We start from the raw sequence: 12169 nt of genomic DNA on the forward strand, positions 1-12169 counted from the left end.
CGTGGTGCCCGGGATCGCCGCCCTGATCGCTGCCGCCAACAGCCGTGCCGTCCCGGTCGTGATCGTGACAAACCAGTCGGGCGTGGGGCGCGGTCTCTATGGCTGGTCCGACTTCAACGCCGTCCAGTCTGAGATCGCAAGGCATCTCGCCAACATGCATGCGCGGTGGGATGCGGTCTTCGCATCGCCGTTCCCGCCCGGAAACTGGCCCATGCGCAAGCCACATCCCGGCATGCTGCTCGCCGGCGCCGAAGCCTTCGATCTCGACCTCGAGCGTTCGTGGATCCTGGGCGATCGCGCCACCGACATGGAAGCCGGACAGCGCGCCGGGATCGAGGGCGGTCTCTTCGTGGGCAACGGCTACGACGACGACGAAATCATGAACGCCCTGGCGCATGCAAGCGACAGCTATGCGGTGCGCCCCATCGCCAAACCCCATCAAGCCCTCATGCACCTGCCATTCCTGAAAAACGCTTGAATCAACTGCAACGCAGCGCTAAGCGGGCGCAACGTTCGGAGTGTTCATGGACCTTGCTCATTTTTACAAAGCCGAGTTCGACCAGCACGAGACAGCCGTCTCCGCAACGCGCGCCACGCTAAAAGAACCGTTCGCCCGGCTGGTCGACACCTGCAAACAGCGGGTGACGCTTGCGCTCAAGAACTCCGAACATTCAAATCTCCTGCCTCTTCGAATTTCGGATTTTCATGAGATGACGGGTCGCGGGCTTTTGTCTCACATGTCAAGTTCCGCCGGGTTTTTCCGGTCTTCCGCTTACGCCCCACCATGTTTGGCGTTTCAAACCGCCTGCCCTCCAGGATTTCGGGAATGGGCAGCATCTGCATCCTCGGGTGGGATTTCCTCATCACTATCAGGTAGCCCGCACTCGCCATTTCGTGTGCGAAGTTCTAGTGTTTGCAGCTAACGGGCTCGTCCATCAACCTATTGATTGCTTAATCTTTCAACTGTGGGACGAACGCAGCATTTGTGCACTACAGCCACGTCACCGATCATCGTCAAGACCATGTCTCCACGCTGGGAACCAGCCTGGCCACGTTGTCGTCTTGCACACAATATGAGGAGGTAATCAGCCGCGTTATTGCGGACGGGTCGTCGATGCGGCCGGCAGCTTGAAGGCCTGATCGATCGCTCGCTGCACAAGGTGACGAACATAATGGGAGGCAAAGGCCTCGTTCACGGGCCCCGGCGGTTCATAGATCGGCGTGCGGTTCAGCGCGGACATCGGCAGCCCTCCATCAGCCATCGGTGGTGACCGCATCGGGCAGAACGAAAATCTGGCCGGGATAGATGAGATCAGGATCGGCGATCTGGTTGCGGTTGGCTTCGAAGATCTGGGTGTAGTGCATGCCGCCGCCGTAGACCTGACGCGCGATGAGCCAGAGATTGTTGCCAGGCTGGATCACGACCAGCAGGGCATCCGTGGTCGGCATGGTCAACGGCGCCTGCTGGAACGTGGTCGCAAGCCGCGCCACGACATCCCCACTCTCGTTAACCTCGTCGACCCTGAGGTCGTACTGGCCCTCTTCGAGCGGATCGCCGAGGGTGAGCCGCCAGTTGCCCTCCTCGTCGGCCACGGCCTCGCCCGCCGCCTTGCCGTCCAGATAGGGCACCACGGTGCTGCCGGGCTCAGCCTGACCCGATAGGGACACCGTGCCTTCCTCGTCGTAGCTCAAGCTCTTCAGCGTCAGATCGCCGCCGCCCGAGAGGCCAACGCCGCTGCCAGGCGCCTGCAGCACTTCGACATCGCCTTCGCCCTCTCGGGGAACGATCACGGCAAGCACCTCGGCGCTGCTGGCGGATTCGATCGACGCAACGATGTCATCGGCTGTCGTCTCAGCCATGGCCACGACGTCGGAGCCGTCCGTAACCGCGGCAACGTCCGCCGCCTCCGGCACCGACATCACTATGATCTCGGTGGATTCGACCGTGCCGCCGCCCCCATCGTTGGCCTCGAGCCAGATTTCGTGGGCGCCGGGCTCCAATGGTTCATCAATGATGACAACCCACTCGCCACGGTCATCGGCCTGGGCGGTGCCAATCACGCCGGCGGCGGTCATCACCGCGACATCGGCGCCCGGCTCGGCCGTTCCGGCTATGACGGCATCGCCACTCGGCTCGACACGCACGATATCGAAGCCGGGCACAATCTCGTCGGGGGCCGCCACGGGTTCGGCGTCGTCAGCCACCGTTTCGTCCGCGGTTTCGGCTTCCGTCGTCTCGGAGTTGGCCGTCTTGGAGTTGGCCGCGCTACTGCTCGACGACGAGCTGGCGCTGCCGGTCGACGTCGGCGCATCGTCGTCGCCCATCATCGCGATGACGATCACTATCAGAACCGCAAAGACGGCAAGTGCCGCAAGACCCTGCTTCACGTCGTATGTCCCAGTGCCACCTTGGTGCGCATTCTAGCACGATTGCGGAGCATCAGGGAGAGCCCCATCCACGCCGTGCGGGCGTTCTTGGAGCAGATCAACCGCGATTTCAGCACCGCCAAGGCCGTGCACGCTGTCGTGGGCGCGCAGAGTGACCGATCGATTCCGTCGGCGATCACCACGCTGGTGAGAATGCGGGTTAACGGCTGCTCGTCGACATGGAGGTTCCACAACACCGTTCGCCCAGAACCGTTCCGTCCGGTGCGACGGCGTCCCAACGGTCGGCAGAGTGATCCCAACCTTCGTCGGCATGTTCGACGGTGACGCGGAACGCATAGACGCCGGGTTCGGTTTGCTCTACCTCGACGGCAAGCGAGATGGCGGACGATTCCAAGGAACAGAGCATCGACGTCGCGTTCACCCGCTCGCCATGCCGAGTCTGATGGTGCCGGGCAGCATCTCCGTAACCCTGGCCGCAGCCAGCCACGCCCATCACGACTATGCCGACGAGTGGCGACTGATCTTCCCGGGCTTCGGGATCGGTGGCGTCCTCACCCTGACGATCGCCTAATTCACCTTCCGAGCCTGGACTCAAACTGCTGCGCTTCATGGGCAAGTCAGGCATCGGCGCGATGACGCGCATCTTCGGCTTCCTGATGGTCTGCATCGGCATGCCGTTCATCCTGGACGTGATCGCCGACCTCTACCACGCGCTCACTCTCGCTTGAGCGCCAGGGACTGGTCAAAGGGGACAGGGCGGATTGATCTAGGTCTATGCGCGGATGCGCCGGACTATTATGTTGCAGCGCAACAAACCGACATGTCACGAACGCGGAGTAACAGACGATGGCAAAGATTGCGGTCAAGAACCCGGTGATCGAACTCGACGGCGACGAGATGACCCGGATCATCTGGGCGTTCATCAAGGACCGGCTGATCCTGCCCTATCTCGACATCGACCTGCACTACTACGACCTCTCGATCCAGAAGCGCGACGAGACCGACGACCAGATCACGATCGATGCCGCCAATGCCATCAAGCAGCACGGTGTGGGCGTAAAATGCGCCACGATCACGCCGGACGAGGACCGCGTCGAGGAGTTCGATCTCAAGAATATGTGGCGTTCGCCCAACGGCACGATCCGCAACATTCTGGGCGGCACCGTGTTCCGCCAACCGATCATCTGCTCGAACGTCCCGCGCCTGGTACCGGGCTGGACCAGGCCCATCGTGATCGGCCGTCACGCCTTTGGCGACCAGTACCGTGCCACCGACTTCGTCGTGCCGGGTGCGGGCAAGCTCACAGTGACCTTCGAGCCTGCCGACGACGGCGAGACGATCAGCCGCGAGGTCTTCGACTTCCCCGGCGGCGGCGTCGCGCTGTCGATGTACAACCTCGACGATTCAATCCGCGGCTTCGCCCGGGCCTGCATGAACTATGGCCTCAACCTCGGCTGGCCGGTCTATCTCTCGACCAAGAACACGATCCTCAAGGCCTATGACGGCCGCTTCAAGGACCTCTTCCAGGAGGTCTTCGACGCCGAGTTCGCCGAGAAGTTCACAGCCAGGGGCATCGCCTATGAGCACCGCCTGATCGACGACATGGTTGCTGCAGCACTGAAGTGGGAAGGCGGCTTCGTCTGGGCCTGCAAGAACTACGACGGCGACGTGCAATCCGACACCGTCGCACAGGGCTTCGGCTCGCTTGGTCTGATGACCTCGGTCCTGATGACGCCCGACGGCGGCACGATCGAGGCCGAGGCCGCCCACGGCACGGTGACGCGCCACTACCGCGAGCACCAGAAGGGCAAGGAGACCTCGACCAACCCGATCGCCTCGATCTTCGCCTGGACCCGCGGTCTCTCCTACCGCGGCGAGTTCGACGGCACACCCGACGTCTCCGACTTCGCCAAGGCGCTTGAGGAGGTCTGCATCGAGACCGTCGAAGGCGGCCAGATGACCAGGGATCTGGCGCTCCTGATCGGCCCGGAACAGTCTTGGCTCACCACTCAGAAGTTCCTCGCGGCGCTCGACGAAGGGTTGCAGAAGAAGCTGGCGTAAAGGCGTCGACCGTAGAGGTAGAGCGGTGACGGTCCCCCTCATCCCGGTGGGGAGAGTGCAGCGAGGCTTGGCTTGGTGTGGCCTCGCCACGCCTTAGCCGAGCGGGTGAGGGTTTGCCCGGATCGACATGATGCACCTGCTCTGCAGACTGCGCTGGTCAACCCTCTCTCGGTCCCGGGAGACGGGGGCTATCAGCATCGTGGACGTCCTGTCGTCTTAACAATCAGCGATGTAATAAACTCAAAAGCTTTACGTCCCAGTCTTCCGGCAGCTCAAACTCGGTGAGGAGAACAGCCATGAGTGCCTTTCCCGGTTTCGGTCCAAATGCCCGTACCCGACGCATCCAGGTGGGCGATGTCTCAATGCGCGTGGTCGACGAGGGCGAGGGCCCGGAGATTGTCTTCATTCCGGGCGGCGATCAGCCGGCGGAGGGCTACAGCCACATCTTCGCGGAGCTGACCGACAGCTTCCATTGTTATGCCTTCGATCCGCGCGGCATTCAGGGCACGGACTCTCCGCCCGCGCCGTGGACCATGTCGGACTTCGCCAACGACTGCGCCGGTCTGATCGAGCATCTGTGCGACGGCCCGACGGTCGTGAGCGGACTCTCCATGGGCGGACTCATCACCGAACAACTGGCGATCGACCATCCCGACACGGTGCGCCTGGCCATCCCGATGGGCACCTCGGCCTACATCGACGGCTTCACGCGTGACTGGATGGAGGCGGAGATCCGCCTGCGCCGCGAAGGTGTCGAGCTGCCGGAATACTTCCTGCCGGTGCACTACGCCGTCTACGCCTATCCGGCCAAGGCGCTGCACGACCCCGAGCTCTGGGATCAGATCAAGAGCGCCTACACGGCGCGCTTCGGCAGTCGCGAGGCCAAGGACACAATCAACCAGTGGCAGGCCTGCCTCGATTTCGACGTGCGCGAGGATCTGCCGCACTGTCCGGTCCCGTTCCACGTGATCGCGTTCTCCGAAGACGTCCAGACCGCACCGCGCATGTGCAAGATGGTCTCCGACCTTGCGAAAGACGGCACGTTCCACGAGGTGCCGGAGCTGGGCCACGTCTCCATGGTGCGCCACCGCCCGAAGGTGGTGGCCGACAAGATCCGTGAGATCGTGACGTCCGTGTTGGGTTGAGGCGACCCTCAGGCCGCGCCGAGCAAGGCCTCCACGGCGGCCACCGCCTCGCCCGCCAGGCTGGCGTCGGGGCCGCCGCCCTGGGCCATGTCGGGACGGCCTCCGCCACCCTTGCCGCCGAGCACGCTCACGCCCGCTTTGACAAGATCGACCGCGTTGAAGCGCTCGGTGAGGTCGTCGGTGACGCCTGCGACGATCGCGGCCTTGCCCTCGTCGGTCGCAACAAGGACGACGACACCGGAGCCCAGCTGCTGCTTGATCTGATCGGCCATACCGCGCAGTTCCTTGCCAGGTACGCCATTGAGCGTGCGCGCGACGACCTTTACGCCGGCGATCTCCTTGCTCTCGTCCCCCTCCGACGCGCCGCCGCCGGTTGCAAGCTTGCGCCGCAGGCTGGCAATCTCACGTTCGAGCTTCTTGCGCTCGTTGACCATCGCGTCGATGCGGCTTTCGAGATCGGCGGGCGAGGTCTTCAGTCGGCCCGCGAGCGAACGGACCCGGCGGTCCTGGTCATCGAGATAAGCCAGCGCGGCCTCGCCGGTCAGTGCTTCGATGCGGCGCACGCCTGATGCCACCGCACTCTCGGAGACGATCTTGAAGGCGCCGATGTCGCCGGTGCGCCGGACGTGTGTGCCGCCGCACAGCTCGGTCGAGTAGTAGTCCTTCTCGCTCTCTTTGCCGCCCGTCGGCACGCCCATCGAGACGACACGGACCTCGTCACCGTACTTCTCACCGAAAAGCGCCAGCGCGCCCTCCTCAATCGCCTCGTCAGGCGTCATGAGGCGGGTCGTGACCTCGCCATTGCGGCGGACCGCAGCATTGACCGCGGCCTCGACCGTCGCGAGATCGTCGTCGTTCACGGCCGCGGGGTGGCTGATATCGAAACGCAGCCGATCTGGCGCGACGAGCGAACCCTTCTGCGTCACGTGATCGCCGAGCCGGCGGCGCAGAGCCTCGTGCAGCAGGTGTGTCGCAGAGTGATTGGCGCGCAGCCGGTCGCGGCGGTCAACGTCAACGGTCAGCGTCGCATCGTCGCCGACCCGGACCTTGCCCGCGACGACCTTGCCCGTGTGGACATGGAGGTCGCCGAGCTTCTTCAGGGTATCGGCGATCTCGACGACACCGCCGTCCGCTGTCTCGATATGGCCGGTGTCCCCCATCTGGCCGCCAGACTCGCCGTAGAAGGGGGTCTGGTTGAGCACAACAGAGACCTCGTCGCCGTCGGTCGCGTCTTCGGTTTCAGCGCCGTCGTGGATCAGCGCAACGATCTGCCCTCGGGCTTCGGTCGCGCCGTAGCCCAGGAACTCAGTCGCGCCGACCCGCTCGCACAGGTCGAACCACAGCGCCTCGGTGACCGCGGCACCCGAGCCGGACCACGCCGCACGCGCCTTGGCGCGCTGCTCGGCCATGGCCGAATCGAACCCCGCCTGGTCGACGCCATGGCCCTCGCGGCGCAGCGCGTCTTCAGTCAGATCGAGCGGGAAGCCATAGGTGTCGTAAAGCCGGAAGGCAATGTCGCCGGGCAAGTCGGCACCGTCGGCAAGCTTGTCGGTCTCATCCGCCAGCAGGCGCAGGCCGCGTTCGAGGGTCTCGCGGAACCGGGTCTCCTCAAGCTTCAGGGTCTCGGCGATCAACGCCTGGCCGCGCACAAGTTCCGGGAAGGCCTGACCCATCTCGGACGTCAGCACGGGCACTAAACGGTGCATCACGGGCTCTTGCGAGCCCAAGATGTGCGCGTGCCGCATCGCGCGGCGCATGATGCGGCGTAGCACGTAACCACGGCCCTCGTTCGACGGCAGGACGCCGTCGGCGATCAGGAAGGCGCTGGTACGCAGGTGATCGGCGATAACGTTGAAGGACGGGCGGTCGTCGCCCCGCGCCTCCTTGCCCACGCATTCCTCGGTCGCGCGGATGATGGTCTGGAAGAGATCGGTGTCGAAGTTGCTCTTCACGCCCTGCAGGATCGCCGCCATGCGCTCAAGGCCCATGCCGGTGTCAATCGACGGCTTGGGCAGGTCGACACGCTCGTCGGACGTGACCTGCTCGAACTGCATGAAGACGAGATTCCAGAACTCGAGGAACCGGTCTCCGTCCTCGTCGAGACTGCCCGGAGGACCACCCTGCAGTTCGGGGCCCTGATCGATGAAAACTTCCGAGCACGGACCGCAGGGCCCGGTCGCGCCCATGGACCAGAAGTTGTCGGAGGTCGGAATGCGCAGGATCTGGCTATCGGGGAACCCGGTAACCTTGCGCCATATTGCCGCCGCGTCCTCGTCGGAAGAATGGACCGTGATCAACAGGTTGTTAGGCGAGAGCCCATACTCCTTGGTCGTCAGATTCCAAGCAAGCTCGATCGCCAGCTCCTTGAAGTAGTCGCCGAACGAGAAATTGCCGAGCATCTCGAAGAAGGTATGGTGCCGCGCGGTATAGCCGACATTGTCAAGATCGTTGTGCTTGCCGCCCGCCCGCACGCACTTCTGGGCCGTCGTCGCGCGGTTGTAGTTGCGGCTCTCAACGCCGGTAAAGACATTCTTGAACTGCACCATGCCTGCGTTGGCGAAGAGCAGCGTCGGATCGTTGTGGGGCACAAGCGGGCTCGAGGCCACGACCTCGTGGCCGTGCCGCTTGAAGTAGTCGAGGAAGGTCGAACGGACCTCGTTAACGCTGATCATCGTCGTCTCATGGGTCTTGTGCGTAGGTTCTAGATCATTCTCCCCGGTCGCGGAACCGGATGTGGTGCCGAAGGCGAAGCCATGCCAGCAAAGAAAACGGGCGCCGGCCTAATCCGCCGACGCCCGCTTCGGAGCCTGTCCGTGGGTACGGTCAGATCATGTCCCTGCCAGTTCCGGTGCTGCTGCGTCGTCATCGCCCCCGGGCTCGGGCCCGGTCATCATCTCTTCGGCGACGAGACCTGCGTTGGCGCGAATGGCCTGCTCGATCGCCTCGGCGATCTCGGGATTGTCGCGCAGGAACTGCTTGGCGTTCTCACGGCCCTGCCCGATGCGCTGATCCTGGTGCGAGAACCACGAGCCCGACTTCTCGATGACGCCAGCCTTGACGCCGAGATCGATGATCTCGCCCATCTTGGAGATGCCTTCGCCGTACATGATGTCGAACTCAATCGTCTTGAACGGTGGTGCAACCTTGTTCTTCACCACCTTCACCTTGGTCTGGTTGCCCACGACCTCGTCTCGGTCCTTGACCTGGCCGATGCGGCGGATATCGAGGCGGACCGAAGCATAGAACTTCAGTGCATTGCCGCCCGTCGTGGTCTCGGGGCTGCCGAACATGACGCCGATCTTCATGCGGATCTGGTTGATGAAGATCACGAGACAGTTCGAGCGCGCGATCGAGGAGGTCAGCTTGCGCAGCGCCTGACTCATCAAGCGTGCCTGCAGGCCGACATGGGTGTCGCCCATCTCGCCCTCAAGCTCGGCCTTGGGCACCAGTGCTGCAACCGAATCGACCACCAGAATGTCGATCGCACCGGACCGTACCAGGGTGTCGGCAATCTCGAGCGCCTGCTCACCCGCATCGGGCTGCGAAATCAGAAGATCGTCGATATTGACGCCCAGCTTCCGAGCATAGACCGGATCGAGAGCATGCTCGGCATCAATGAAAGCCGCGACACCGCCCGTCTTCTGCGCTTCGGCAACGACATGAAGCGCCAGCGTGGTCTTCCCCGAACTCTCCGGCCCATAGATCTCCACGATCCTGCCGCGCGGCAGGCCGCCGATACCAAGACCGATGTCGAGGCCCAGCGAGCCGGTGGAAATCGCTTCGATCTCTACCGCCTGATCGCGCTGACCAAGGCGCATCACCGAGCCCTTGCCGAAAGCCCGTTCGATCTGGCTCAACGCCGCATCAAGCGCCTTGTCCCGTTCCATCGCTTTTCCTTCAACCACTCGCAGCTGGGGTGCTGTCGTCATCAAGCCTCTCCTTTATTCCACACGCACGCGGGGCGGCGCAACGAAACTTGTTTGTACAAGTTTTGTTCTTGCAAATCAAGAACGAAGTTAAAACAAAAAAGGCTCAAGAGAATAGCGGACCCGTGACGGATCAGGCGGCCGTGGCCGAATCATGTCGCGCCAGGGCGTCACGCACCGTGTTCGCAAGCTGCTCCAGACCGAACGGCTTGGGCAGGAAATCGGCACTCTTGATCCGGTCGGCGCCCGAGGCGTCCTCCGAATAGCCGGATACAAAAAGCGTGGCGAGCGCATCCTCGGAGCCTTCCGCCTCGACAAGCAGGATGCGCACCTCACCCGTGTCGGCCTCGTTGTCTCCCTTGCTCGGGATCGTGAACGCCTCAAGTTCGGTCGCATCCAGTCTCGGAACAGGGGTTGGCGCACGAGGCTGGCGGCCCGGCCGGCATCCTGTTTGATCTGCATGATCTCGCCAAACAACGGGGGGCGCCCGACGGATGGCGCACCAGGAGCAAATCGCAGAACCCAGTGATCGCCGTCAGGATGCTTTGAAGTCGTGGGCGTGCAGGATTGCACCCTGGAGGGCTTTGCCGTCCCGTTTGAGGCCGGTGACGAAGAACGTGACGGCCAGCTTGTCCTCGCCGCTCAGCCGGACCGCAAGGGGTTTGGCGACATCGCCCGCTGCGCGCGAGCTCCTTGACTGCCGACGAGGCGGCGCAAGGCCCGGTTTGCGACAATCCGGCCGGCCGCATCGACCTGGGCCAGGCCCACGGCAGCACCTTCGAGCAAGCCGATCCAGCCGCTCGCCAGATCGTCACTCTCCGCGCACAGGGCCGCGATCAGGGCGACCACCTCACCGGCGGGTGACATCAGGGCAAGATAAGGCGCTGGCCGCGCCCGCAAGGAACAGCACAGCATTGATCAACGCGATGCGAATGGCGGCGCGGTAGCGCTTGTAGAGCTTCTCGCGCGGCCGAGCAGCCTGACAGTCGCGGGAGATTGACGATCGGTCAGCGATGGCATGCAGGCCGGCGGCAGGCCTGGCGGTCAATCGTCGCGGTAGACGCGCTCGCGGCGCTCGTGACGTTCCTGCGCTTCGAGGCTCAGCGTGGCGATCGGACGGGCTTCCAGGCGCTTGATGCCGATCGGCTCGCCGGTCTCTTCGCAGTAGCCGTACGTGCCTTCATCAATTCGGCGCAGGGCCTCGTCGATCTTGTTGAGCAGCTTGCGCTCGCGGTCACGGGTCCTGAGTTCAATTGCACGATCGGTCTCGGTCGACGCCCGATCAGCAAGGTCCGGCTCAGCCACCGCATCCTGCTGGAGATGCTTGATCGTCTCCGTCGATTCCTGAAGGAGCTCGTCGCGCCAACCGTTCAACTTGCGTCTGAAATACTCCTTCTGCTTGGCGTTCATGAATGTCTCTTTCTCCTTGGGTTTGTATCCCTTGGGAATTCTGACAGCCATCGGCCTGCGTCCTCTTTTTGTCGTTATTGGTAACTGTTCGGCGACAACGGGAATCACCGACGGCGCGCGATATAGACTGGAACGTCAGTGTTCCGCAAGCGTCAGATAACGACAAAACAGCGACACCGGCCCATCTAGCCGGCGTCACTTCATCCATGGTTCCGGCCTTGTGGCGCGCGCCATGGCGTAGACTTGCGCAACGGGAGATCGGTCCATGCGCGTCCTTCCGGTACGAAGTCGATGGCGAGCCGGTCAAGCTGACCGGCAAGGAGTTCGGCGTGCTGGAGCTGCTTGCCCTGCATCACGGCCAGACCGTTACCAAGGACCAGTTCCTCAATCACCTCTATGGCGGCATGGACGAGCCCGACCTCAAGATCATTGATGTCTTTGTCTGCAAGCTGCGCCAGAAGATAGCGCGCCAGACCGGCGGCAAACAGCGCGGTCAGGTAAGGCTGGATATCGCGCGGCGAAAGGTCGGTCGGAAGCTGATCCGGCAAGTCGCAAGCGGCCCGCATCGCGGTCAGATCGCCCACGGTTCCTTCCGCGCTGACCGCTGCTGCCGCCGCCGTCGATGGTGACGCCAATATCGTTGCCCGGTGGCAGCAAAGCCATGAGCACAGGGCCATGTTGAGCGCGAGCTTGCCGAGGCCGTCCCCGGGTCTGGCAGGAGCTTCGCTGCGCTGCCATGACAGGCCGTGCCGGCCGCCGTCCACGCAGCGACGGACGAGATCCTGTGTCCCGTCCCAGGTCAGCCCCTCCGCTACAGAACTGTCCCCGCCACCCGGACGGTTGGCGATGGCGCCGGCCGGGCCGACCACGTCGTGGCAGAGCCTTGAGCTCACCAGACCCGACAACAAACGGCTCAATCCCTGGCGATTCACCCCTCCGATCTGGCCCGAATCCGATCATGATCCTATCGTGTTCCACGCCAGTCGACGAAGAGGAACAGGATACCATGGACTCGTGGATCGTGCCCGGCGCCATCGTGCGCCATGGCGGACAACCGGACTGGGGCATTGGCCAGGTCCAGTCCGCCGTCGGGAACCGCGTGACCGTCAACTTCGAGAATGCCGGCAAACTTGTGCTCGATTGCGACATCGTGAGCCTCGAAGTGGTCGAACCTGAACGTGACTTTTAGGTGACCTTCGGGCATCTTCCGCCGCGAATCAGGGGCAGGCCGCTGTCGCC

Annotated in this window: 14 protein-coding genes; 8 read left to right on the forward strand and 6 right to left on the reverse strand. The window is 63.4% G+C overall.

Features of this window, described 5'->3' with window-relative positions:
* Positions 1-478 (forward strand): HAD-IIIA family hydrolase (locus GDA49_06265; GenBank protein ID MBC6440005.1); only part of this gene is annotated, 478 nt, incomplete at its 5' end.
* A gap of 616 nt (positions 479-1094) precedes the next feature.
* On the opposite strand, the gene GDA49_06270 is transcribed toward GDA49_06265, so the two are convergent.
* Both GDA49_06270 and GDA49_06275 read right to left on the reverse strand, forming a co-directional pair.
* The gene (locus GDA49_06270) at positions 1095-1241 is read right to left on the reverse strand and encodes a hypothetical protein (protein MBC6440006.1); all 147 of its coding nucleotides are present in this window, start codon (positions 1239-1241) and stop codon (positions 1095-1097) included.
* A 13-nt stretch (positions 1242-1254) separates the two neighbouring features.
* Positions 1255-2388 carry a LysM peptidoglycan-binding domain-containing protein gene (locus GDA49_06275; GenBank protein ID MBC6440007.1) on the reverse strand — a complete coding sequence of 378 codons (1134 nt, stop codon included), beginning with the start codon at positions 2386-2388 and terminating at the stop codon, positions 1255-1257.
* A 289-nt stretch (positions 2389-2677) separates the two neighbouring features.
* Here GDA49_06275 and GDA49_06280 point away from each other — a divergent pair, with 289 nt between their 5' ends.
* The 4 genes from GDA49_06280 to GDA49_06295 all read left to right on the forward strand — a co-directional run bounded on the left by GDA49_06280 (position 2678) and on the right by GDA49_06295 (position 5594).
* The gene (locus GDA49_06280; GenBank protein MBC6440008.1) at positions 2678-2959 is read left to right on the forward strand and encodes a hypothetical protein; all 282 of its coding nucleotides are present in this window, start codon (positions 2678-2680) and stop codon (positions 2957-2959) included.
* Positions 2960-2996: 37 nt separating this feature from the next.
* Positions 2997-3116 (forward strand): hypothetical protein, encoded by a 120-nt coding sequence (locus GDA49_06285; protein MBC6440009.1) that lies wholly within the window; start codon positions 2997-2999, stop codon positions 3114-3116.
* A gap of 118 nt (positions 3117-3234) precedes the next feature.
* On the forward strand, positions 3235-4449 hold the full coding sequence (locus GDA49_06290; GenBank protein MBC6440010.1) for an NADP-dependent isocitrate dehydrogenase: 1215 nt from the start codon (positions 3235-3237) through the stop codon (positions 4447-4449).
* A 296-nt stretch (positions 4450-4745) separates the two neighbouring features.
* Positions 4746-5594 (forward strand): alpha/beta fold hydrolase, encoded by an 849-nt coding sequence (locus GDA49_06295; GenBank protein ID MBC6440011.1) that lies wholly within the window; start codon positions 4746-4748, stop codon positions 5592-5594.
* Positions 5595-5602: 8 nt separating this feature from the next.
* On the opposite strand, the gene alaS is transcribed toward GDA49_06295, so the two are convergent.
* The 3 genes from alaS to GDA49_06310 all read right to left on the reverse strand — a co-directional run bounded on the left by alaS (position 5603) and on the right by GDA49_06310 (position 9851).
* Positions 5603-8266, reverse strand: coding sequence for an alanine--tRNA ligase (gene alaS / locus GDA49_06300; protein MBC6440012.1), 2664 nt, complete (start codon positions 8264-8266; stop codon positions 5603-5605).
* Between the two features lie 156 nt (positions 8267-8422).
* Complete coding sequence (gene recA / locus GDA49_06305; protein ID MBC6440013.1) at positions 8423-9523, reverse strand: recombinase RecA; 1101 nt, start codon at positions 9521-9523, stop codon at positions 8423-8425.
* Positions 9524-9653: 130 nt separating this feature from the next.
* Positions 9654-9851, reverse strand: a complete 198-nt coding sequence (locus GDA49_06310; protein ID MBC6440014.1) for a hypothetical protein — start codon at positions 9849-9851, stop codon at positions 9654-9656.
* Between the two features lie 362 nt (positions 9852-10213).
* Between GDA49_06310 and GDA49_06315 the strand changes: the two genes are divergently transcribed.
* Positions 10214-10384 (forward strand): hypothetical protein, encoded by a 171-nt coding sequence (locus GDA49_06315; GenBank protein MBC6440015.1) that lies wholly within the window; start codon positions 10214-10216, stop codon positions 10382-10384.
* 180 nt (positions 10385-10564) lie between these two features.
* Here GDA49_06315 and dksA read toward each other — a convergent pair whose 3' ends face one another.
* Positions 10565-10981, reverse strand: coding sequence for an RNA polymerase-binding protein DksA (gene dksA / locus GDA49_06320; GenBank protein MBC6440016.1), 417 nt, complete (start codon positions 10979-10981; stop codon positions 10565-10567).
* 155 nt (positions 10982-11136) lie between these two features.
* Between dksA and GDA49_06325 the strand changes: the two genes are divergently transcribed.
* Positions 11137-11559, forward strand: a complete 423-nt coding sequence (locus GDA49_06325) for a winged helix-turn-helix transcriptional regulator (GenBank protein ID MBC6440017.1) — start codon at positions 11137-11139, stop codon at positions 11557-11559.
* A 377-nt stretch (positions 11560-11936) separates the two neighbouring features.
* Positions 11937-12119: a DUF3553 domain-containing protein gene (locus GDA49_06330; GenBank protein ID MBC6440018.1), complete on the forward strand. Its 183-nt coding sequence runs from the start codon at positions 11937-11939 to the stop codon at positions 12117-12119.
* The last annotated feature ends 50 nt before the right edge of the window (positions 12120-12169 follow it).

Source organism: Rhodospirillales bacterium, from assembly GCA_014323865.1.
Lineage (GTDB): Bacteria > Pseudomonadota > Alphaproteobacteria > SP197 > SP197 > SP197.

What these genes read in the sequence shown, in the direction of transcription:
- GDA49_06325 (MBC6440017.1), top strand. Translation starts at nt 11,137, where the DNA reads ATGGTTCCGGCCTTGTGGCGCGCGCCATGGCGTAGACTTGCGCAACGG.
- alaS (MBC6440012.1), bottom strand. Translation starts at nt 8,266, where the DNA reads ATGATCAGCGTTAACGAGGTCCGTTCGACCTTCCTCGACTACTTCAAG.
- recA (MBC6440013.1), bottom strand. Translation starts at nt 9,523, where the DNA reads ATGACGACAGCACCCCAGCTGCGAGTGGTTGAAGGAAAAGCGATGGAA.
- dksA (MBC6440016.1), bottom strand. Translation starts at nt 10,981, where the DNA reads ATGGCTGTCAGAATTCCCAAGGGATACAAACCCAAGGAGAAAGAGACA.
- GDA49_06295 (MBC6440011.1), top strand. Translation starts at nt 4,746, where the DNA reads ATGAGTGCCTTTCCCGGTTTCGGTCCAAATGCCCGTACCCGACGCATC.
- GDA49_06290 (MBC6440010.1), top strand. Translation starts at nt 3,235, where the DNA reads ATGGCAAAGATTGCGGTCAAGAACCCGGTGATCGAACTCGACGGCGAC.
- GDA49_06285 (MBC6440009.1), top strand. Translation starts at nt 2,997, where the DNA reads ATGGGCAAGTCAGGCATCGGCGCGATGACGCGCATCTTCGGCTTCCTG.
- GDA49_06330 (MBC6440018.1), top strand. Translation starts at nt 11,937, where the DNA reads ATGGACTCGTGGATCGTGCCCGGCGCCATCGTGCGCCATGGCGGACAA.
- GDA49_06270 (MBC6440006.1), bottom strand. Translation starts at nt 1,241, where the DNA reads ATGTCCGCGCTGAACCGCACGCCGATCTATGAACCGCCGGGGCCCGTG.